The 20763-nt window shown below is 62.1% G+C and carries 18 protein-coding genes; 9 read left to right on the top strand and 9 right to left on the bottom strand.

The features are described from left to right. Positions 1-50: 50 nt before the first annotated feature. Positions 51-1256: an MFS transporter gene (locus N8H71_RS18300; protein WP_262195068.1), complete on the bottom strand. Its 1206-nt coding sequence runs from the start codon at positions 1254-1256 to the stop codon at positions 51-53. A gap of 122 nt (positions 1257-1378) precedes the next feature. Between N8H71_RS18300 and N8H71_RS18295 the strand changes: the two genes are divergently transcribed. The 3 genes from N8H71_RS18295 (at position 1379) to N8H71_RS18285 (ending at position 3584) form a co-directional block, all read left to right on the top strand. Next, positions 1379-2278: a LysR family transcriptional regulator gene (locus N8H71_RS18295; RefSeq protein ID WP_262195067.1), complete on the top strand. Its 900-nt coding sequence runs from the start codon at positions 1379-1381 to the stop codon at positions 2276-2278. 92 nt (positions 2279-2370) lie between these two features. Then, positions 2371-3234, top strand: a complete 864-nt coding sequence (locus N8H71_RS18290) for a DUF2242 domain-containing protein (RefSeq protein ID WP_262195066.1) — start codon at positions 2371-2373, stop codon at positions 3232-3234. A 161-nt stretch (positions 3235-3395) separates the two neighbouring features. After that, positions 3396-3584 (top strand): hypothetical protein, encoded by a 189-nt coding sequence (locus N8H71_RS18285; RefSeq protein WP_139834508.1) that lies wholly within the window; start codon positions 3396-3398, stop codon positions 3582-3584. Between the two features lie 4 nt (positions 3585-3588). Here the strand turns inward: N8H71_RS18285 and N8H71_RS18280 are convergent, their stop codons facing one another. After that, positions 3589-4629 (bottom strand): AraC family transcriptional regulator, encoded by a 1041-nt coding sequence (locus N8H71_RS18280; RefSeq protein WP_262195063.1) that lies wholly within the window; start codon positions 4627-4629, stop codon positions 3589-3591. A 3-nt stretch (positions 4630-4632) separates the two neighbouring features. After that, a complete protein-coding gene (locus tag N8H71_RS18275) occupies positions 4633-5763 on the bottom strand; it encodes a nitrilase-related carbon-nitrogen hydrolase (RefSeq protein WP_262195062.1) in 1131 nt (376 codons plus the stop codon). A 205-nt stretch (positions 5764-5968) separates the two neighbouring features. Between N8H71_RS18275 and N8H71_RS18270 the strand changes: the two genes are divergently transcribed. Next, on the top strand, positions 5969-8008 hold the full coding sequence (locus N8H71_RS18270; protein ID WP_262195061.1) for an NADPH-dependent 2,4-dienoyl-CoA reductase: 2040 nt from the start codon (positions 5969-5971) through the stop codon (positions 8006-8008). Between the two features lie 173 nt (positions 8009-8181). Further along, positions 8182-9090 (top strand): 1-aminocyclopropane-1-carboxylate deaminase/D-cysteine desulfhydrase, encoded by a 909-nt coding sequence (locus tag N8H71_RS18265; protein WP_262195060.1) that lies wholly within the window; start codon positions 8182-8184, stop codon positions 9088-9090. Here N8H71_RS18265 and N8H71_RS18260 read toward each other — a convergent pair. The 3 genes from N8H71_RS18260 to N8H71_RS18250 all read right to left on the bottom strand — a co-directional run bounded on the left by N8H71_RS18260 (position 9087) and on the right by N8H71_RS18250 (position 11919). Beyond that, a complete protein-coding gene (locus tag N8H71_RS18260) occupies positions 9087-9641 on the bottom strand; it encodes a cytochrome b (protein WP_262195058.1) in 555 nt (184 codons plus the stop codon). The genes N8H71_RS18265 and N8H71_RS18260 overlap by 4 nt on opposite strands. A 195-nt stretch (positions 9642-9836) precedes the next feature. Beyond that, positions 9837-10664: a phosphonoacetaldehyde hydrolase gene (gene phnX / locus N8H71_RS18255; protein ID WP_085690094.1), complete on the bottom strand. Its 828-nt coding sequence runs from the start codon at positions 10662-10664 to the stop codon at positions 9837-9839. A 145-nt stretch (positions 10665-10809) separates the two neighbouring features. After that, positions 10810-11919 carry a 2-aminoethylphosphonate--pyruvate transaminase gene (locus tag N8H71_RS18250; protein WP_262195056.1) on the bottom strand — a complete coding sequence of 370 codons (1110 nt, stop codon included), beginning with the start codon at positions 11917-11919 and terminating at the stop codon, positions 10810-10812. A gap of 113 nt (positions 11920-12032) precedes the next feature. On the opposite strand from N8H71_RS18250, the gene N8H71_RS18245 reads away from it, so the two are divergent. Further along, complete coding sequence (locus tag N8H71_RS18245) at positions 12033-12893, top strand: LysR substrate-binding domain-containing protein (protein WP_262195055.1); 861 nt, start codon at positions 12033-12035, stop codon at positions 12891-12893. A 104-nt stretch (positions 12894-12997) separates the two neighbouring features. Here N8H71_RS18245 and N8H71_RS18240 read toward each other — a convergent pair whose 3' ends face one another. Beyond that, entirely contained in the window at positions 12998-13870 is an 873-nt protein-coding gene (locus N8H71_RS18240; protein WP_064380790.1) for a LysR family transcriptional regulator, read from the bottom strand. Positions 13871-14140: 270 nt separating this feature from the next. Between N8H71_RS18240 and N8H71_RS18235 the strand changes: the two genes are divergently transcribed. Then, complete coding sequence (locus tag N8H71_RS18235; RefSeq protein ID WP_262195054.1) at positions 14141-15466, top strand: MFS transporter; 1326 nt, start codon at positions 14141-14143, stop codon at positions 15464-15466. A gap of 67 nt (positions 15467-15533) precedes the next feature. Further along, positions 15534-16931: an FAD-dependent oxidoreductase gene (locus N8H71_RS18230; RefSeq protein ID WP_262195129.1), complete on the top strand. Its 1398-nt coding sequence runs from the start codon at positions 15534-15536 to the stop codon at positions 16929-16931. A gap of 3 nt (positions 16932-16934) precedes the next feature. Here the strand turns inward: N8H71_RS18230 and N8H71_RS18225 are convergent, their stop codons facing one another. After that, positions 16935-18341, bottom strand: coding sequence for a type VI secretion system Vgr family protein (locus tag N8H71_RS18225; RefSeq protein WP_262195053.1), 1407 nt, complete (start codon positions 18339-18341; stop codon positions 16935-16937). A 220-nt stretch (positions 18342-18561) separates the two neighbouring features. Here N8H71_RS18225 and N8H71_RS18220 point away from each other — a divergent pair, with 220 nt between their 5' ends. After that, positions 18562-19266 (top strand): YebC/PmpR family DNA-binding transcriptional regulator, encoded by a 705-nt coding sequence (locus N8H71_RS18220; protein ID WP_007951538.1) that lies wholly within the window; start codon positions 18562-18564, stop codon positions 19264-19266. 129 nt (positions 19267-19395) lie between these two features. Here the strand turns inward: N8H71_RS18220 and N8H71_RS18215 are convergent, their stop codons facing one another. Beyond that, a complete protein-coding gene (locus tag N8H71_RS18215) occupies positions 19396-20709 on the bottom strand; it encodes a leucine-rich repeat-containing protein kinase family protein (protein WP_262195051.1) in 1314 nt (437 codons plus the stop codon). Positions 20710-20763: the final 54 nt, after the last annotated feature.

Here is a 20763-nt window from a genome sequence, read left to right as displayed (position 1 = left end):
AGCCGCAAGACCCGAGCCCCGGATGAAAATCCGGGGCTTTTTTATGCGCGTTATCCGGCGTTCGGAAAACCATGGCTTCGGGCATTGACGGTCGCATATAGGGTCAGCAGCAACAGACCCGCGACAATCCACGGGTAACTCCCGACGCCCAGGTTGTTCAGCAACAGCCCGCCCGCAAGCCCGCCGCCGGCAATGCCGACATTCCACAGGGTCACCAGCATCGATTGCGCGGTATCGGCAGCCTCTTTGGCGGTTTTTGCCAAAGCCGTCTGCAACAGCGAGGGCATCGCGCCGAACGCCAGACCCCAGACGGCGGTGGCGGTGTAGACCACGCCCGGCGAGTCGCGCCACAGACCCAGGGCAATCGCCGACAGCAGGAATAGCGCGGCACTGACCAGAACCAATTGACGCAGCCAGCGATCAATCAGGCTGCCGACGATCCACAGGCTCAGTACCGACGCCAGACCGAATACCAGCAACACCCGGTCGATTTCTGCGCCAAGTCCCGATGGCTCCAGAAATGGCGCGATGTAGGTGTACAGAAGGTTGTGCGCGACGACGTAGGACAGGGTTACAAACAACACGGATCGCACGCCCGGCAAGGTAAACACCTGACGCAGTGGCAGGCGTTTTCCGGCGCGTTCACCGGCGAAATCCGGCACTTGCCAACGCACCCAGATCACCAGCAGCACGGTCAGCCCGGTCATGATCGCAAAGCTCAAGCGCCAACCGACTGCGGTGCCCAACAAGGTGCCGGCCGGAATGCCCAGCGACAGTGCAAGGGGCGCCCCGAGCATGGCCACCGTAATCGCCCGGCCTTGTAGGTGAGGTGCGACCATCCGGCTCGCGTACCCGGCCAGCAAAGCCCACAGCAGCCCGGCGAACACGCCTGCTATCAAGCGCGCAATCAGGGTCAGCCAGTACAGCTCCGACAGCGCAGTGATGCTGTTTGCGATGGCAAACCCACCAATGGCCGACAGCAGGAGCGGGCGCCGACGCCAACCCCGTGTGGCAATGGTGAGCGGAATCGCTGCCAGCATCGAGCCGATGGCGTACAGCGTGACCAGTTGCCCGATCAGTGCCTGAGAGACATCAAGCCCAGCGCTCATCTGTGGCAGCAGGCCGGCGGGCATCGCCTCGGTCAACACGGTGATAAATCCGGCGGTGGCCAGCGCGAGTAGTGCGCCCAGCGGTAATCGTTCTGCGGGCTCGAAGGTGCCGGCGAGGGAGGGGGAAGTGAGTGGCACATCGTTCATGGGCGGGTTTCCATTTTGCCAAAGGAGACGAAGGCCTTAGGGTAGGGCGCTGCACATTCGGGAAAAACAGGTTAGGGTTCCGAACATCTCGGACAAGAATGTCGTGAATCAGGGAGGGATGAATGGACAGCTTGGGCAGTATTTCGGTGTTCGTGCAGGTGGCGGAAACCCGCAGTTTTACTGAGGCGGGCCGCTTGCTCGGAGTGTCTTCTTCAGCGGTGGGCAAGAGCATTGCCCGGCTGGAGGCACGACTCAATGTACGGTTGTTTCACCGCACCACCCGCAGCATCACGCTGACCAGCGAAGGCGCGCTGTTTCTTGAACGCTGCCGCAAGATTCTGGCCGAAGTGGAAGCGGCGGAATTTGAACTGTGCGACGCGGCAGCGGCGCCTCACGGCAAGTTGCGGGTCAGTCTGCCGCAGGTGCATGACCTGGTGATGCCGGTCATGTATGAATTCATGGCGCTGTACCCGCAGATCGAACTGGATCTGGACCTGACGGATCGCATGGTGGATGTGGTTGAAGAGGGTTTCGACGCGGTGATTCGAACGGGTAAACCGCGAGATTCGCGACTGATGGCACGACCGTTGGGCGAGTTTCATATGGTGTTGGTGGCGAGTCCCGCGTACCTGCGCGAGCGCGGCGAGCCGCTGACCCCGGCCGATCTGGCGGAGCACGCCTGCCTGCGCCATACGTTTCACGCGACCGGTAAGCTTGAGCCCTGGCCGCTGAAGCGTGAGGAGGGCGCGCCCGAGCCGACCTTGCCGACACGTCTGGTCAGTACCTCGATCGAAGCCGTGCGGCATGCAGCGCTGGCAGGGCTGGGCATCGCCTGTCTGCCGGACTTCATGATCTTTGAAGCGCAGCAGCAGGGTCGTCTGCAGCGCGTGCTGGATGAGTATCTGGAACACGTCGGACAGTTCTGGGTGTTGTGGCCATCAAGTCGCCATGCAACCGCCAAATTGCGGGTGTTCGTCGATCATTTGTCGGCGCGACTTTTTCCTGTCGCCGATGGTCAGTAGAGTTGTAACTGTTTCAAGACACTAATCCGTGCGCCACTGGGTAACGATCTGTTGCACAATACGCGCCGGACCGTTTTCCCTCAGGATGTTTAATGTTGAATTCTATTCCCGTGCGTTTCATCGGGTTGGCGTTGTTGCTGACCGCCGCTGCCGGCTGTTCCAAGGACAAGCCCATCTACGAGCATGAGAATTTCGACGATTCCGGCACTTTCTCGCGCAATTACCCGGTCACCGATACCGCCAGTTGCGAAGCGGCCCGCCGTGCACTGCTCAGCCAGGGCTACATCATTACCAGCAGCGACCCGAAACTGGTCAGCGGCCACAAGAGTTTCCAGCAGACTGGCGAAACCCACCTGGAGATCAGTTTCAACGTGGTATGCGCCGATGATGGCAGTGCCGGCCACCATGCCACGGTGTTTGCCAACGCCCTGCAGGATCGCTACGCGCTGAAGAAGACCAACAACTCGGCCAGCCTCGGTGTTGGTGTGTTGGGCTCGGTCTCGATGCCGATTGGCTCGTCTGACGATTCGATGGTCAAAGTGGCCAGCGAAACCGTGTCGTCGCAGAAGTTTTACGAGCGCTTCTTCACACTGGTCGAGCTGTTCCTGCCGGCCGATGCGAAGAAAGCCGCACACATCACCGAAAAACCGAAGACCGATCTGGGTGTGCCGGAAGCCAAGGCGGCGCCGGCTCCGCTGGCTCCAGCCACTGCGGCTGAACCGACCCCGGCCCCAGCGCCGGCCGCCGAGCCCGCGGCGGCACCGACGCCAGCGCCTGCAGAAGCGACCCCGGCCAGTTCCGAGCCGGTAGCACCACCGGCCGAAGCCGCGCCGATTACCCCGGCACCGGTTGCCGAGCCTGCGCCGGCGACGGAAACCATCACGCCGCCGGCCAACCCGACAGACATGCCGCCGCCGTCCGAGCCGATTCCGGCCATGCCTGCCTCCGGGCAGTGAACCTGTGGGAGCGAGCCTGCTCGCGATAGCCTCGGCACAATCAATATCAATGTGTCGGGAAGTTCGCTATCGCGAGCAGACTCGCTCCCACAGTGCTATGTGGATGAGTCCTTCTCAAAATATCCCGCGATAAATTCCTGACCGCCTGCTACGTTTATTTCATGAAGGACGCGTTTCATTTTTCCTTCACACGGGCACTTTATGCTCGAGGCACTGGTCATTTGTTCCAGGCCATTTCAAGCAAGCGTCAGGGGGATTACGCAATGGATGACTATCAAGAAGAACTGCTCGAATTCCAGGCTTACGAACTGGATTCACCAGAGCCTGCGGAAGACGCCACCGAGCTGTGAGGCGTCAGCCTGTCTTGCGGTGACTGCGGCGAAATTCGCCCGGTGTCTGGCCGTTCCAGCGCTTGAAGGCGCGCTGAAAAGCTTCGGCTGAGGCAAACCCCAGCAGGTAGGCGATTTCACCGAATGCCAGTTCGGTGTCGCGGATGTAGGTCATCGCCAGATCACGGCGAGTGTCATTGAGGATCGCGCGAAACTGCGTGCCTTCCTCGGCCAGCTTTCGGCGTAACGTCCAGGTCGGCAGCTTCAGGCGTGCCGCCACTTCTTCCAGGTCGGGCTCCCGGCCACCATTGAGTAACGGCCCGAGCAATTGCGTGATGCGTTCACGCAGGCTGCGGGTGCGGGTCAATTGTTCAAGTTCCCGTTCACACAAACCGAGCAAGTGTTTCCAGGTGCTGGGGCAATGCTCCGGGTTGCGCTGGGCCAGGCTGGTGAGGCTCAGGCGCAACTGATTGTGTTCGGCGCCGAACTGGATCGGGCATTCACCGAGCACCGCATAGGCGTCGCGATAATCCGGGCTGTCGAACTCGATCTCGATCCGCTCGGCGCGTAGGGGCTCGGGGCTGACGCTGGACAACTGCTGCAGCCAGCCGGCGATGATCGAATCCACCACAAAGCGGTTGTAGGCGTTGTACGGGCTGATCGAGTAGAAGCGCAGCCACGCACCGCTGGCGTCTTCGTGGAAACTCGACTGACCGCGATAGTTGGAGCCGTACAACGGTTCGAAGCGAGTCAGGCAGCGGGCGGCTTCGCGCACGGTCGGCGCCTGCGCGGCGGTCACGCCGGCCAGCCCGGCCTGACTCAATCGGCTGAGCCGGCCCATGCGCAAGCCCAGTGCCGGATCGCCGGTCAGCTGGATCGCGCCATGCCCCAGGCGCATGTAGCGCGGGATCGACAGGCGCGCCCCGGCCTCGGCCAGTCGTGCGGCATCCAGGCCGTACTGTTCAAGCAATGGCAACGGGTCGACGTCATGGCTGCGCACGGCATCGGCCAGGCTGTGGACAAAGCCCACCGACAGATCCCCGAGGCGCATCGGCAGCGGTCTCATGGTTTACAACCAGAGGTTCAGCAGGCGCGCGCCACGGGCTTCGCTGTCGGCGAATTGCTGGCCGTTGCTGCTGAGGAAACTTTGCCCGGAACTCGGCTTGTCCCAGAACTGCCCGCGCAGAAACACACTCATGCCGGCCATTGCCTTGCTGGACGGCGGTTGCGCCGTCAGGGTCAGTTGGTGCCAGGCCTGGCCTTCACTGACGGCTCCCGGTTTCAGGCTGACCGAGTCCGGCACGCTCAAGCCTTTGTAACCCTTCCACGGTTGATCCCAAACGCCATGACCGACGACAAACGCAGGCACCGCGATCAGTTGTGCGCCTTGTTCGTCGAGTTTGCGGTAGTTGTCCGGATACCAACTGTCGTTGCCGATCAACACGCCGAGGCGTCCGGCCGGGGTATCGACCACATTGATCCGGGAAGCTTCGCGGGTGCCGGATGGCTCGTCCTGATCGAAGATCGGGCGCATCTGCCGCTGTGGCTGACCAAGCGGGGCGCCGTCTCGACCAAACACTACGGTGCTGTTGTACAGCGCGCCACTGCCGGCCTTGAGCCGGCCATCGGTGATGTTCGGTTCAGGCAATACGATCGAGCCGGCCACCAGGGTGATGTGGAATTCCCTGGCCAGGCCACCGAACAGCGCCTGATAGTCCTTGGCCATGTCCCGGGACTTCATGCGCAGGTGCGCGTCATCCAGACGGCTGCTGCCCTTGGCGGTGAGCCAGGCGCGAGCAAATTGCACCGGGTTGCTCGCCGCCAGCCAGTTCATCGCCTCGGCGAGGGTGGCGGCCTGGTACAGCTCGTCTTTTTCGCCGCTGATCATCAGCCAGGTGCCGACATGCTCCGGCAGGATAACCACGGTTTTTTCATTCAAAAGACCCTGATCCTGCGCCTGCTGCAAATAGGCGGCGAGCTTGCGGTGCAGGCGTTCGGGGCTTTGGTAGTCGGTGGGGAACAGCTCGGGCTGGATGCCCAGCAGGTTGCCACGGTCGGCGGGCGTGCCCTGATCGACCGCGAGTTTGATCCGCAGGTCCGACAGGTAATGACCGGCCGGACGGTCAGCCGCCCACATGGCGTAGAAGGTGAGCGCAGCGATGAGCGCCATGGAAAAGGTCAGGTACAGAAGTTTGCGCATGAAATCCAACAACAACCGGGTACAGGGTGTGCGGACAGGGTAGGGCGCCAGCCCCGGCTTGCCAAGGGGCGCTGCGCATTTGGATCAATAACTTGTCAGTTACGGTCATTGAGTGACAGCGATGCGACTCCTAATCTGTCGAACATGACTGACGGGGGACGCAGAGCTCCCGCATTTTCCGTGATCGCTCGCTGTGGAGTTAACGATGACCGCCACTCAATACCCGCACCTGTTGGCCCCGCTGGACCTGGGATTCACCACGTTGCGCAACCGCACCCTGATGGGCTCCATGCACACCGGCCTTGAAGAGAAGCCGGGTGGTTTCGAACGCATGGCGGCGTATTTTGCCGAGCGTGCCCGTGGCGGTGTCGGCCTGATGGTCACCGGCGGTATCGGTCCGAACGACGAGGGCGGCGTGTATTCCGGTGCGGCCAAACTGACCACCGAGGAAGAAGCGCTCAAGCACCGCATCGTCACGCGCGCTGTGCATGATGCGGGCGGCAAGATCTGCATGCAGATCCTCCACGCCGGCCGTTATGCCTACAGCCCGAAACAGGTCGCGCCGAGCGCCATTCAGGCGCCGATCAACCCGTTCAAGCCCAAAGAGCTGGGCGAGGAAGGCATCGAGAAGCAGATCAGCGATTTCGTCACCTGCTCGGTACTGGCCCAGACCGCCGAGTACGACGGTGTGGAAATCATGGGCTCGGAAGGTTATTTCATTAACCAGTTCCTCGCGGCCCACACCAACCATCGCACCGACCGTTGGGGCGGCAGCTACGAAAACCGCATGCGCCTGCCGGTGGAAATCGTTCGCCGGGTGCGTGAAGCGGTGGGCCCGAACTTCATCATCATCTTCCGTCTGTCGATGCTCGATCTGGTCGAGGGCGGTAGCACCTGGGAAGAAATCGTCACCTTGGCCAAAGCCATCGAGCAGGCCGGCGCGACCATCATCAACACCGGTATCGGCTGGCACGAGGCACGGATCCCGACTATCGCCACCAAAGTGCCGCGTGCGGCGTTCAGCAAGGTCACGGCCAAGCTGCGTGGTTCGGTGAATATTCCGTTGATCACCACTAACCGCATCAACACCCCGGAAGTCGCCGAGCAGATTCTCGCCGAAGGCGATGCCGACATGGTTTCGATGGCGCGGCCGTTCCTCGCCGACCCGGACTTCGTCAACAAGGCTGCTGAAGGCCGCGCCGACGAAATCAACACCTGCATCGGTTGCAACCAGGCCTGCCTCGATCACACCTTCGGCGGCAAGCTCACCAGCTGCCTGGTCAACCCGCGTGCCTGCCACGAAACCGAACTCAACTACCTGCCGGTCAAGCAGATCAAGAAGATCGCCGTGGTCGGTGCCGGTCCTGCCGGTCTGTCCGCCGCCACCGTGGCCGCCGAGCGCGGGCATCAGGTGACCTTGTTTGATTCGGCCAGCGAGATCGGTGGGCAGTTCAACGTCGCCAAACGCGTGCCGGGCAAGGAAGAGTTCTACGAAACCCTGCGTTACTTCAAACGCAAACTGCAGACCACCAATGTTGAGGTGTGCCTCAACACCCGCGTTGACGTGGCAAAACTGGTCGAGGGCGGTTACGACGAAGTCATTCTGGCGACCGGTATTGCGCCGCGTCTGCCGGCGATTCCGGGTGTCGAGAACGCCAAAGTGCTGAGTTATCTGGATGTATTGCTCGAGCGCAAACCGGTCGGCAAGCGTGTGGCGGTGATCGGTGCCGGCGGTATCGGTTTCGACGTCTCGGAATTCCTCGTGCATGAAGGCGTGGCCACCAGTCAGGATCGCGCCGCGTTCTGGAAAGAGTGGGGCATCGACACGAATCTGGAAGCCCGTGGTGGCGTGGCCGGGATCAAGGCTGCACCGCACGCACCGGCGCGCGACGTGTTCCTGCTGCAACGCAAGAAGTCCAAGGTCGGCGACGGTCTGGGCAAGACCACCGGCTGGATTCACCGTACCGGTCTGAAGAACAAGCAGGTGCAGATGCTCAACAGCGTCGAATACCTGAAGATCGACGACGAAGGCCTGCACATCCGCATCGGCGAAACAGGCGAGCCGCAAGTGCTGCCGGTGGACAACATCGTCATCTGCGCCGGCCAGGATCCGCTGCGCGAGCTGCACGACGGTCTGGTCGAAGCCGGGCAGAACGTGCACCTGATCGGCGGCGCCGATGTGGCTGCGGAGCTGGATGCAAAACGCGCGATCAATCAGGGTTCGCGTCTGGCCGCCGAGCTGTAACGCGGCAACCAGGTTCAGCGTGCCGATGACCATCGCGAGCAAGCTCGCTCCCACAGGTTTTGCGTCGTTCACAGATGTTGTGAGCTCTGCTGAACCTTGTGGGAGCGAGCTTGCTCGCGATGGCGTCCTCTGAGCGACTAGAATGCTGGCTCTGTCCAGAATGAAAAGTCGCCATGCTTCTTCCCCCCGCTGACTGGCTACCTCAAGCCCCCCTCGAACCGCTTGATCTGGACTGGCTCACTGCCGCCGGAATTGAAGTGGCGATCCTGCGTCTCGACCGCATCGATCCGCTGATCAGCGGCAACAAGTGGTTCAAACTCGTCGAACATCTCAAAGCCGCCGACCGTGCGGGCGCCGAAGGCATCATCAGCCTGGGCGGTGCGCATTCCAATCATCTGCATGCACTGGCGGCTGCTGGCAAACGCCTGGGATTCGCAACGGTCGGGCTGTTGCGCGGGCATCCGCAGGACACGCCGACGGTGAGGGATCTGCAGGATTTCGGCATGCAACTGCACTGGCTCGGGTTTGGCGGTTATCGGGCGCGGCACGAGCCGGGGTTCTGGCAGCCGTGGCTGGCGCAATATCCGACGTTGCATCCGGTGCCCGAAGGTGGCGGCGGGTTGCCGGGTGCGCAGGGTTGCGCGGCATTGAAGGATCAGGTCAGTCAACAACTCGGCAAGCTTGGCTGGGACGACTATCACGGTTGGTGGCTGGCTTGTGGCACGGGCACCACGCTCGCGGGATTGGTTTTGGCGGAAGCAGGACAACATGCGGTGTACGGCGCAATGGCTGTGCCCGACGATCACGGCGTCGCGGCCAATGTCGAGGCAATTGTCGGTGAGGCTGGGCGCTACGAGCTGATCGACGCCAGCCGTGGAGGTTTCGCCAAGGTCGATCCGGCGCTGCTTGAATTCATCGCGCAAACCGGACAGGCCAGCGGCATTCCCCTCGAACCGCTGTACACCGGCAAAGCCTTGCTGGCGCTCAAACAACAGATCGAGACGGGCCGCTTTGCCCGGGGTTCACGCTTGATCTTCATCCACACCGGCGGCTTGCAGGGCCGGCGCGGACTCGACGGTTAACCCTGGCTGCGCTTGGGCATCATCCGCAGCAGCGTGTTATCGCGCACCACGTAATGGTGATAAATCCCCGCCAGCGCATGCAGGCCGATCAGCCAGTAGCCGATGGTGCTGATCAGCACATGCCAGTGCTCGACGTCTTTGGCGAACACCTTGTCTTCACTCACCAGCAACGGCAGGTCGAAACCGTAGAACATCACCTGATGACCTTCGGCGCTGGTGATCAGCCAGCCGAGGATCGGCATGCTGATCATGAAGAGGTACAAGGCCCAATGCATCAAGCGTGCGAGGGCGGTTTGCCATTGTGGCGAGGCCGGGAAGATTTTTGGCGCCGGGCCCAGACTGCGGGTGAACAGGCGAAACCAGACCAGCACAAACACGGTCAGCCCGAGCATGTAATGCACTTCGCGGATCAGCGTGCGACCGCCGCTGCCCTTGGGAAACAGCCCGCGTAATTCCATGCTGGCGTACACCAGTACCAACAGCACCAGCATCAGCCAGTGCAACAGGATCGACACGGTGCTGTAACGGGATTCGGAATTTGTCCACGGCATACGGCGTTCCTCACGGTTCAGGGCTCAAGCGTGCCGTTCTGCGACGGCATGCCTTAACTGTAATCCCCTTTGGCGCGTTTGCCCGTGGCTAAAAAAGCTTTCACTGAGCTGAGTCAGCGATTTGACTGAAAACGCCCATAAAAAACGCCAGTGTCGGGCAGACACTGGCGTTTTTGTTTGCCGCGATGGACGCAATCAGCTGCTTTGCGGCATCTCGCCGTTGGCCAGGCGCTTGTTGATGTCGGCGATCACTTCCGGCAGATCGCTGATGGTGTCGATCATGTAGTGCGGGCGCGAGCCTTCGAACAGCGCGTGAATGCGCTTGCGTTCGCTGGCCAGCGCGTCGCTGCCCAGTGCGCGATAGCCCTCGTAGTCCAGACCCAAGGCGTTGCCGGAGCAAATCAGCGCCACAGTCCACATCCCGGCGCGACGGCCTTCGAGAATGCCCGGTACGGTGTCGTCGATTTTCACGCAGGCGGCGACATCGTCGATGCCCAGCGCAATCACGTTGGCCAGCGCTTGCGCAGGCCATGGGCGGCCGTTCGGCACTTCGTCGGTGGCCACCACGTGGTCGGCGATGTAGCCGTTGGTGGCGGCCAGTGCCACGACCTTGTCCATCACCTGCTTCGGATAACCCGAGCAGGAGCCGATCTTGATCCCTTGCTGGCGCAGGTTGGCAATGGTCTCCAGCGCGCCGGGAATCAGCGCCGAATGCTCGGCGATTTTCTCGATCTGCAGCGGCATGAAGCGGTTGTAGATCGCGGTGACGTCATCGTCGGTCGGGGTGCGGCCGAACACCTTGCGATAGCGCTCGGCAACCTGCGGCTGATCGCACAGGGTACGGATGTGATCCCACTTGCCCATGCCCATCGGGCCACGGGCTTCTTCGATGGAGACCTGGACGTCGAACTCGGCGAAGGCTTCGACGAAGATCTGGGTCGGTGCGAAGGAACCGAAGTCGACCACGGTGCCGGCCCAGTCGAGGATGGCGGCTTGCAGCTGGGTTGGGTTGTTGTAGTTCATGGCAAAAATTCCTGTGATAACACGCAATTCGAAAGTTTGGTGATCTTGTGGGAGCGAGCTTGCTCGCGAAGGCGTCGTGTCAGTTGGCATCTAGGTTGAATGTGTGACCGCATTCGCGAGCAAGCTCGCTCCCACAGTGGGTGGCTTAAATGTCGAGCACTTCCATCTCGCGCAGCACTTCACCCACCGCCGCGACGGCTTCGCGCATCTGCGCCGGGGTGACGTGGCCGATGCAGCCGACGCGGAAGGTTTCGACCTGTGTCAGCTTGCCGGGGTAGAGGATGTAACCCTTGGCCTTGACCCGTTCGTAGAAGTCCTTGAACTGGTAGCGCGGATCTTTCGGTGCGTGGAAGGTCGCGATGATCGGCGCCTGGATCGCGGCGGGCAGGAAACTGCGCAAGCCGAGTTTGCCCATCTCTTCCATCAGCGCCTGGCAGTTGGCGGCATAACGCGCATGCCGGGCCGGAAGGCCGCCTTCTTCGTTGTATTGCAGCAGCGCTTCGTGCAGCGCGGCGACCACGTGGGTCGGCGGGGTGAAGCGCCACTGACCGGTCTTCTTCATGTAGCTGTGCTGGTCGAACAGGTCCATCGCCAACGAATGGGAGTTGCCGGCAGCTGCGGCCAGGGATTCCTTGCGGGCAAACACGAAGCCCATGCCCGGCACGCCTTCCAGGCATTTACCCGATGCGGCGATCAGCGCATCGAACGGGACTTTTTGCGCATCCACCGGCAAGGCGCCGAAGGAACTCATGGCATCGATGATCAGGCGTTTGCCGTGTTGCTCGACGACCTGGGCGATCTCCGGCAGCGGATTGAGGATGCCGGTGCTGGTTTCGCAATGGATCAGCGCGACGTGGGTAATGTCGCTGTTGGCGCGCAGCAGACGGTCGACGTCGGCGGCGGTGGTCGGTTCGTCTTCAGCGGTTTCAAAGGTGCTGAACGAGCGGCCGAGCACTTCGCAGATTTTCGCCAGACGCTTGCCGTAAGCGCCGTTGATCAGCACCAGCACCTTGCCGTCGCGGGGGACGAGGGTGCCGATCGCGGCTTCGACGGCGAAGGTGCCGCTGCCCTGCAAAGGCACGCAGTGATGGCTGTCGGCGCCGTTGAGGATCGCCAGCAGTTGCTCGCACAGGCTTGCGGTCAGTTGATTGAAGCGGTCATCCCATGAACCCCAGTCGACCATCATCGCCTGGCGGGTGCGGGCCGAGGTGGTCAACGGGCCGGGAGTGAGCAGGATGGGTGCGGCAGTACTCATTCGTGTGTCCTCGCGATAGCGCTGTGGGATGAAGCTACGGGGCATACGTTGCAATTCGGCGGATCATCAATCAAATTGTTTGTTGTTATGCCAGCCATCAGTGAGGGTTATCCATGAACCTGTTCCAGCTCCGCGCCTTCGACGCCGTGGCCCGGGAAGGCAGCTTCACCCGTGCCGCCGCGCGGTTGTTCATCAGCCAGCCGGCGGTCACCGGGCACATCAAGGCGCTGGAGGAGCATTACCAGATCACGCTCTTGCGACGGACGGCGCGCCGGGTCGAGCTGACAGAGGAGGGCACCAAACTGGCGGCGATCACCCGGGCGATGTTCGGCATGGCCGAAGAGGCGCAGGCGTTGCTTGAGGCCAATCGGCAGTTGCTGACCGGACGTCTTGAGGTGGCGGCGGACGGCCCGCACATGGTCATGCCGATGCTTGCGAGCCTGCGGGCACGTTATCCGGGGATCACGGTGAATCTGCGATTGGGCAATGCTCAGGAAACGTTGGCAGCGTTGTTGTCCGAGCATGCTGATGTGGCGGTGCTGACCGAAGTCGAATCGCGCAAGGGGCTGCACCTGCAAGCGCTGAGCGAATCGCGGATCTGCGCGCTGGTGCCGGCGGGGCATCCGTGGACGACTCGCAGCGGTGAGGTCAGGCTCAAGGAACTGGATCAGGTGATCATGGTGTTGCGCGAACCGAGTTCGATCACCCGGCGCACGTTTGATCAGGCCTGTGCCCAGGCGTCGGTCAGCCCACGGGTGTTGCTGGAACTGGACAGTCGTGAGGCGGTGACGGAAGCGGTGGCGGCTGAACTGGGGGTTGGGGTGGTGTCGTCGGTGGAGGTCAGCCACGATCCCCGTGTCGTCGCGATTCCCATTGCGGGAGAGGGGCTGGTCAATCGGCACATGATCGGCTGCGTGGAGCGGCGGCGGGAGTTGCGGTTGATTCAGGCGTTTTTCGGATTGGCCCCCAACTGATAACCGTATCGCGGCCATTCGCGAGCAAGCTCGCTCCCACAGGGTTTGTGCACGCCGCGGCTCCAGTGTGGGACCGAGCTTGCTCGGGAAGGGGCCGGAGCTGACTACACAAGGCTTTCGCGGACCATCTCGAGAAACGTCGCCACCACCCGCCGCGAACTCTGCTCACGCAGGCACACCAGCGTTTCGGTCAACCGCCGGGTGCAATCGGTGATCGGTAGCGCGCAGACCCGTGAGTCCGCACCAAACTCCGCCGCCGACACCACGCCCACGCCAATTCCCACCACCACTGCCTCACGCGCCGCTTCCCGGCCTTCGACCTGGATCGCCGGGCGAATACGGAAACCGGCGCGAGCCATTTCTTCTTCCAGGGTCTGGCGGGTCACCGAGCCGTGCTCGCGCAGCACCAGCGGCGTGTCGTCCAGATCCTCCAGACAGATCGACTCGCGCTCGGCCCATGGATGATGGCGTGATACGAACGCCACCATCGGGTCGTTGCGCAATGGCACGCACAACAAACGTTCATCGCTGACATCGCGCCCAAGCAACGCCAGATCAGCCTGATAGTTGAACAGTCGAAACAGCGATTCATCGGTGTTACCGGTTTCGATCTTCACGCTGATCCCCGGATAACGCTCACAGAATCGTGCGATCTGTGGCAGCACATGCACCGGGGCATCCACCGCCAGAATCAGGCTGCCGGTCTGCAAGGCCTGGGATTCCTGCAGCAACTCCTGGGCTTCAGCCTCGACCACGAACAGACGCTGGGTGATTGCCAGCAAGCGCTCGCCGAGATCCGTCAGGCGTACCGATCGCTTGTTGCGATGAAACAGCAACACACCAAAGCGTTCTTCGAGTTTGCGCACCTGGTCGGAAATCGCCGGTTGCGTCAGATAAAGCCGCTCGGCGGCTTTGGTGAAGCTTCCGTGCACGGCCACGGCATGAAAGGCTTTGAGCTGTGCGTGTGAAACCGACATTTCTGACTCCAGTAACAAGCTGAGCTTATGTGTGAAATACGATAAATCGATTTTATTTATTAAACAGTAATTGCTTTGATCGGCTCACGCCAACGCTGACTGCCCGGTCGGGCAGCGACGCTGGCCATGAGCCTGTGCGTGCAACACCAGGACTCATCTGACCGATATCGCCGAAGGGACGGGGTGATATCGCAGTGCTCAACAATAAAAAACACAGGCGTTTACTCATCGATTCTGCCGGCACACTCACACCCTGAGGTCAGAACCACAATGAACAAGCACATCGGCACCCTTGCGCGTTGGCGCATGCAGATTTTTGCAATTACCTGGCTTGCTTACGCCGCGTTCTATTTCACCCGCAAAGCCTTTTCGGTGGCCAAACTGGGCATCGCCGAAGACCCAAGCTTTACCCTCGACAAAATGGCCATGGCCAACCTCGACGCGATTTACCTGGCGGCCTACGCCATCGGCCAGTTCACCTGGGGCATGCTTGCCGACCGTTTTGGCCCACGGGTCGTGGTACTCGGCGGCCTGCTGATTTCCGCTGCTGCGGCGCTGGTGATGGGCAGCTTCGCAACCTTGCCGATCTTCGCCACCTGCATGCTGATTCAAGGCTTGGCGCAGTCCACCGGCTGGTCAGGGCTGTGCAAGAACCTCGGCAGTTTCTTCCCTTCCGAACAGCGCGGTCGAGTGCTCGGGTTGTGGAGTTCCTGTTATGCATTCGGCGGTCTGGTGGCGTCGCCGTTCGCGGGCTGGTGGGCTTACACGCTGATCGGTTCGTGGCACGCGGCGTTCATTTCCAGCGCTGCGGTGGTCGCGGTGGTGGCGGTGTTGTTCTTCATCTTCCAGCGCGACAAACCGGAAGACGTCGGCCTGCCCGCGGTGGAGCCGGAACCGGTCATCAGCGCCGAAGAGGCCGAAGCCAACAGCAAACTCAGTGTCTGGGAACCGCTCAAGGAGATCCTGCGCAACCGCACGGTATTGGTGCTGGGTCTGGCGTATTTCCTGCTGAAACCGGCGCGTTACGCGATTCTGCTGTGGGGCCCGGTGATCGTGTTCGAGCAGATGCCCTCGGTCGGCAAGGTCGGCGCGGCAATCATTCCCACCGCGTTTGAACTGGCCGGGCTGCTGGGCCCGATCATGATCGGCCTGGCCTCGGACAAACTGTTCGGTGCCCGACGCATGCCGGCCTGCGTGTTGAGCCTGCTGGCGCTGACCGTGACCCTCGCGCTGTTCATGGGCGCCTTGCACACCGGCAGCGTGATATTGGTGGTCGCACTGTTGTTCGTGATGGGCCTGACCCTGTACGGCCCGGACTCGATGATCAGCGGCGCGGCCGCCATCGACTTCGGCAAGGCCAAGGCCGGCGCCACGGCGGCGGGATTCGTCAACGGCTGCGGCTCGGTCGGTGCGGTGCTCGGTGGTTTGCTGCCGGGCTACTTCGACTCGGTGACGGTGTTCATCGTGTTCGCCGGTTGCGCGCTGTTCTCGGCGCTGGTGCTGATTCCGCACTGGAACAGCCGCCCGGTCGGCGTCATGGAGCCACGTGCCTACGTACCCAATCGCGCCCTGACCATCAAACCCCTGCGTAACTGAATAAACCCTGCCTCGCGGCCTGCTGCGGCATTCGCGGCAGGCTGTGCCGTGGCCGACTGACTGGAGAATTCCCATGAGACCGTTTTGGCTGGAGCAGGCTCTGCAGCTCGACACGTCCGAACCTTGCCCGCCGCTGCAAGGCGATGTGCGCACCGACGTGTGCATCGTCGGCGGCGGTTACACCGGGTTGTGGACGGCGATCATGCTCAAGCAGCAGAACCCCGAGCTCGACGTGTTGCTGATCGAAGCCGATATCTGCGGCGCCGGCGCCAGTGGGCGCAATGGCGGTTGTGCGCTGTCGTGGTCGGCGAAGTATTTCACCCTTGAGCGGCTGTTCGGCGTCGAGGAAGCGGTGCGGCTGGTCAAGGAATCGGAGCGCAGCATCCACGCCATCGGTGAGTTCTGCGAGCAGTACGGCATCGATGCCGATTACCGGTTGGACGGCACGCTTTACACCGCCACCAACCGCGCACAATGCGGCTCGACCGATGCGGTGATTGCGGCGCTGGAGCGCACCGGCATCAACTCGTTTACCCAGCGGCCGGTCGCCGATGTACAGCGCATGGCCGGTTCGGAAAAACACCTGGAGGGCTGGTTCTCGCCGGCCGCCGCCAGCGTGCAGCCGGGCAAACTGGTGCGCGGCTTGCGCCGGGTAGCGTTACAACTCGGCGTGCGGATTCATGAAGGCACGGCGATGACGGGGCTGGAAGAGGGCCGTCCGGCGCGCCTTCACACGGCGAACGGCCGGGTGACCGCCGACCGCGTGGTGCTGGCGATGAACGCGTGGATGGCCCGTGCTTTCCCGCAGTTCGAGCGCAGCGTGGCGATCGTTTCCAGCGACATGCTGATCACCGAACCGCGTCCGGATCTGTTGCAGGAAATCGGTTTGACCAGCGGCGTCACCGTGCTCGATTCGCGGATTTTCGTGCACTACTACCACAACACCCCGGATGGTCGGATCATGCTCGGCAAGGGCGGCAACACCTTCGCTTACGGCGGGCGGATGCTGCCGGTGTTCGACCAGCCATCGCCCTATACCGGATTGCTCAAGCGCAGCCTCGACGACTTTTTCCCGGCGTTCGCCGATGTGAAAGTCGACGCAACCTGGAACGGTCCCTCGGATCGCTCGGTCACCGGCCTGCCGTTCTTCGGCCAGATGAGTGCCAGCGGCAACGTCTTTTACGGTTTCGGTTATTCCGGCAGCGGTGTCGGGCCGTGCCACATGGGCGGGCAGATTCTCGCTTCGCTGGTGCAAGGCCTCGACAACCCTTGGACGCGCTCGCCGCTGGTCAACGGACCGCTGGGTTACTTTCCACCCGAACCGATCCGTTATCTCGGCTCGCTGATGGTGCGCAACGCCATTCGCCGCAAGGAGCGCGCCGAGGATCACGGTCGGCGGCCCCGGCACCTTGACGTGCGTCTGGCGAAATTCGCAGCGGCGGCGGGCAAGGCCGACAAGGCTTGAGCGTCAGCGCGGCGGGGCGGAGCGATTGAGCAGCCAGTCGAGCAAGAGGTCGTCGTCGGGCTCGGTTTCTTTCGGCTGTGCCGGTCGGGGCTGGCAGGCGTCTAGGCAGAGGATCGGTCGGTCGGGATCGCTGTCGAGAAAACTCACCCAGACCTCGCTGCCGGCGCAGGGAAGATTTTCCCGAGGCAGGCGGCCGGCGGCATGAGGCATGACCACCGGTAACCAAAGTCCTTCACTTGCATTGGCATCAGGGTGGTCAGGCCATAACCGGACGGCGATCCGCCCCTGTTCGTCCACGTGCGCCGGTTGCCCCGGCACGCCGAGTACGTGCGCGGGGTGATACCCGGGAATGCCCGGGCGCGGTTGTTTCGGCGGCGGACGAAACGGAGTCGACCAAGGCAGCGCCGTGAAGTCATTGTGATAACGGCGAACCGTGGGCACAGGTTCAAGAATCGAAGGTTGGCGTCCCTGATGACGCAAGTCTGTGATCAGCCACTGCTCGTTGAAAGTGCTCACCGGGTGCTCCATGACTTGCAACAGGCGCCCGCTGAGCAGCCGCGGGCAATCGCTGCGGCCCTGGATCGAGCGCGACCGGCAGCGTTGACGCTCCAGCAGGCGGCGAGTGCGCTGGGCGACGTGACGTTGCGCAGTCGGTAAAAATCCTTGTGGGGCGACAGCACTTCCCAGCGTGTGATTGGCAGCCTCATGGCCCTCGATCGATTGCCCTCGCTCACGCACGCCGGCGGGCATCTGAGGCAGAACCGCCTCGTGGCGCTGGAACAGGCTGCTGAGGCCGGTTGCCGGCGCATCGATCTGCGTGTTGAAAGGAATCGCTGTCGGTTGCTGCGGCAGGCTCAGGCTGTCATCGGCGAATACCACCACATGGCCGTCCGGTTGATGTTCGAAGTGATAGTGAATGCCTTCCTCCTCGCAAAGCCGGTGCAACAGAGCCAGATCGGTTTCTTCGTACTGAATGCAGAACGGGCGCTGCGGATAGTGGCCGGCGGTCATCTCGATCCGGTAGCTGTGGGCGGGCAGTTGATGTTCGATGAGCAGTTGCTCAAGGATGGCCGGCACGCTCAGTTGCGTGAAGACCCGGCGTACGGGGTGGTGCTCCAGCGCTTGCAGATGCGGCACCAGTACCAGTTGGTAGGCGATCCGGTGCGTTGCGCGGTGTTCACAACTGGCACTTTGGATGATGCCGTGAATCCCGTGGTCATCATCCAGGTGCAAAAAAGCTGCCTGATGCAACAGCGTGCCGGGTGACCAGGCAGGTGCCAGGCCCATGACTTCGATCTCGAACCGATAGGGCTGATTCAGCGCTTCGTGGCCACTGAAGCGCAGGACCGGCAGACTTATCCCGCCTTCGGCCAGGGTCAGCGAAAACGGACTTTCCTTGTCATTGAGCATTTGGGCGGGCTCTGTTCAGGCAATACGGGCCACAGAGGGTACGAAAACGCGACGTTGAATGGACGTGGCAAACCGGTTTTTCAGAATCGCCCTACAAGGCGCGTAGAAGATGTCGATGCGCATCGGAATTTTTGGTCGATTGCCGACTTTAGGCCGTATAAACTTGGCGCCATGCGTCGGCCAATAGATGTCTCGGCGCCACAGATCAAGAGAGTGAGTAATGGGCGCACAGTGGAAGGTTAAACACAAAGAAGCGGCAGCCAACGCCAAGGGCAAGATCTTCGGCAAACTGGTGAAGGAAATCACCATTGCTGCGCGCAACGGTGCCGATACCGCCACCAACGCACACCTGCGTCTGGTGGTCGAACAGGCCAAGAAAGCCTCGATGCCCAAGGAAACCCTGGACCGCGCCATCAAGAAGGGTGCTGGCCTGCTGGGCGAAACCGTTCAGTACCATCGCGTGACCTACGAGGGTTTCGCACCGCACCAGGTGCCGCTGATCGTCGAGTGCGTCACCGACAACATCAACCGCACCGTGGCGGAAATCCGCGTGGCGTTCCGCAAGGGCCAACTGGGTGCTTCCGGTTCCGTTGCCTGGGACTTCAACCATGTCGGCATGATCGAAGCGTCGCCGGACACCCCGGACGCCGATCCGGAAATGGCCGCGATCGAAGCCGGAGCCCAGGATTTCGAGCCGGGCGAAGAGGGCGCGACCCTGTTCCTGACCGACCCGACTGACCTGGACTCGGTGCAGAAAGCCCTGCCGGAGCAAGGCTTCACCGTGCTGTCCGCCAAACTGGGCTACCAGCCGAAGAATCCGGTCAGCGGCCTGAGCGACGAGCAGATGGCTGAAGTCGAGGCGTTCCTCGAAGGCCTGGACAACCATGACGACGTGCAGGACATGTTTGTCGGTCTGGCCGGCTGATTTATCGCGTCGGTAACACCGCCATCGCGAGCAGGCTCGCTCCCACATTTGATCAGTGTTGTCCCCCTTTACAGGGGTGATACAAGTCGATTGTGGGAGCGAGCCTGCTCGCGATTGACCGCGCAGCGGTCAATACGGTTGTAGCACCTCAACGATTTCAGCAAACCCTGGCCGCGCCAGCACCTCCGGCTGACAGCAGCGCTGCTCCAGGGCTTCCAGCGCCTGACGCTGTTCATCGCTCAACCCCGAGTCGATGCGCGCCAGCAGTTCCCCCAGCAAAATCCCGAACGCACGCACTTCGAGGCGTTGCAGCGCGCGTGTTTCAGGCGTGTCCGCCATGGCATGGAACGATGCCGCGCCAAAATCCCCCAGCAGACAATCGCCCCGATCGTTCAACAGAATGTTGTGTCCGTAGAGATCGCCATGGGTGATGCCGTGACGGTGCAGATGCCCGGCGACCGAGGCGATGCCCCGGGCAATGCGCAGGGCAACATCGGCACGGAAGCGGCAATCATCGGCATATACGTCACGTGAGCAGGATGCCAGGCTCGGCAATCCGGCCAGGTTGCGGTAGCTCGGATCGATCAACTGCATCACCAGGCCTTGCTGGCCATCGGGATGCTGGTCGATGCGGCCCTCGACGCGGATCAGGTTCAGGTGCAGACCGGCAGTGATGCACGCGTTCATTTCATGCAGCGGCGAACCGTCGCTGGTCATTTCGCCCTTGTACAACTTGACCGCCACGGGCGTAGCCGGCTGATTCGCAGACTGCCACTGCGCCCGGTAAATGACTCCGGAAGCGCCTTCGCCCAGCCGTTGGTCCAATTGCAGCGCCGACCAGTCGATCAGTGGCGCGGCATCGAGGGCGGCGGCATCGGCTTCGGTTTCCAGCGGATTGCCGGCGTAGGCCAGCCAGGTCAGTCTCGGCAACGTCAGCAGCCATTGCGGCAACTCGGTCAGCTGGTTGGCGGCGATGCGGATCAGCTCCAGCCGATGGCACTGGCTCAGTGACGGCGGCAGGGTGCGCAGGTGATTGCCGGCGAGCATGAGTTTTTGCAACAACGGGCGCTCGCCCAGTTCCGTGGGCAGGGTTTCGATGGCGTTGTCGGTCAGGATCAGCCAGCGCAGATTTGGCGGCAGCGCCGTGCCGGGCACTTGATTGATGCGGTTGGCCTTGAAACCGATCATCGTCAGCGCTTGGCACTGGCCCAGGCACGCCGGCAATTGCGTGAACCGATTGTCGGAGCAGAACAGCACGCGCAGGTGCGTCAGACGGTGCAAGTCATCCGGCAGGCTGCTCAGGGCATTGCCGCTGAGGTTGAGCACTTCCAGCGAGTCGGCCAGGTTGAAAATCTCCGGCGGAAATTCAGTCAGGCCTTCAGCCAGATCCAGCCGGGTGATGCCCGACAGTTCGCCGGCGCGCAGTTGTGCAAGGGTGTGCATGAAAAGGATCGCTATCGAGAAGGCGCAGGGCGCCGGAAATGGGCCGCATGATAA

Origin of the sequence: Pseudomonas koreensis, assembly GCF_025447595.1 — a bacterium.
Taxonomy (GTDB): Bacteria; Pseudomonadota; Gammaproteobacteria; order Pseudomonadales; family Pseudomonadaceae; genus Aquipseudomonas; species Aquipseudomonas koreensis_H.
The sequence above is the reverse complement of the archived record's forward strand: the minus strand, read 5'-3'. Positions and strand labels throughout refer to the sequence as shown.

What these genes read in the sequence shown, in the direction of transcription:
- N8H71_RS18240 (WP_064380790.1), bottom strand. Translation starts at nt 13,870, where the DNA reads ATGTCGGTTTCACACGCACAGCTCAAAGCCTTTCATGCCGTGGCCGTG.
- N8H71_RS18295 (WP_262195067.1), top strand. Translation starts at nt 1,379, where the DNA reads ATGGACAGCTTGGGCAGTATTTCGGTGTTCGTGCAGGTGGCGGAAACC.
- N8H71_RS18250 (WP_262195056.1), bottom strand. Translation starts at nt 11,919, where the DNA reads ATGAGTACTGCCGCACCCATCCTGCTCACTCCCGGCCCGTTGACCACC.
- N8H71_RS18300 (WP_262195068.1), bottom strand. Translation starts at nt 1,256, where the DNA reads ATGAACGATGTGCCACTCACTTCCCCCTCCCTCGCCGGCACCTTCGAG.
- N8H71_RS18280 (WP_262195063.1), bottom strand. Translation starts at nt 4,629, where the DNA reads ATGAGACCGCTGCCGATGCGCCTCGGGGATCTGTCGGTGGGCTTTGTC.
- N8H71_RS18220 (WP_007951538.1), top strand. Translation starts at nt 18,562, where the DNA reads ATGGGCGCACAGTGGAAGGTTAAACACAAAGAAGCGGCAGCCAACGCC.
- phnX (WP_085690094.1), bottom strand. Translation starts at nt 10,664, where the DNA reads ATGAACTACAACAACCCAACCCAGCTGCAAGCCGCCATCCTCGACTGG.
- N8H71_RS18215 (WP_262195051.1), bottom strand. Translation starts at nt 20,709, where the DNA reads ATGCACACCCTTGCACAACTGCGCGCCGGCGAACTGTCGGGCATCACC.
- N8H71_RS18265 (WP_262195060.1), top strand. Translation starts at nt 8,182, where the DNA reads ATGCTTCTTCCCCCCGCTGACTGGCTACCTCAAGCCCCCCTCGAACCG.
- N8H71_RS18275 (WP_262195062.1), bottom strand. Translation starts at nt 5,763, where the DNA reads ATGCGCAAACTTCTGTACCTGACCTTTTCCATGGCGCTCATCGCTGCG.
- N8H71_RS18225 (WP_262195053.1), bottom strand. Translation starts at nt 18,341, where the DNA reads ATGCTCAATGACAAGGAAAGTCCGTTTTCGCTGACCCTGGCCGAAGGC.
- N8H71_RS18270 (WP_262195061.1), top strand. Translation starts at nt 5,969, where the DNA reads ATGACCGCCACTCAATACCCGCACCTGTTGGCCCCGCTGGACCTGGGA.
- N8H71_RS18260 (WP_262195058.1), bottom strand. Translation starts at nt 9,641, where the DNA reads ATGCCGTGGACAAATTCCGAATCCCGTTACAGCACCGTGTCGATCCTG.
- N8H71_RS18290 (WP_262195066.1), top strand. Translation starts at nt 2,371, where the DNA reads ATGTTGAATTCTATTCCCGTGCGTTTCATCGGGTTGGCGTTGTTGCTG.
- N8H71_RS18245 (WP_262195055.1), top strand. Translation starts at nt 12,033, where the DNA reads ATGAACCTGTTCCAGCTCCGCGCCTTCGACGCCGTGGCCCGGGAAGGC.
- N8H71_RS18235 (WP_262195054.1), top strand. Translation starts at nt 14,141, where the DNA reads ATGAACAAGCACATCGGCACCCTTGCGCGTTGGCGCATGCAGATTTTT.
- N8H71_RS18285 (WP_139834508.1), top strand. Translation starts at nt 3,396, where the DNA reads ATGAAGGACGCGTTTCATTTTTCCTTCACACGGGCACTTTATGCTCGA.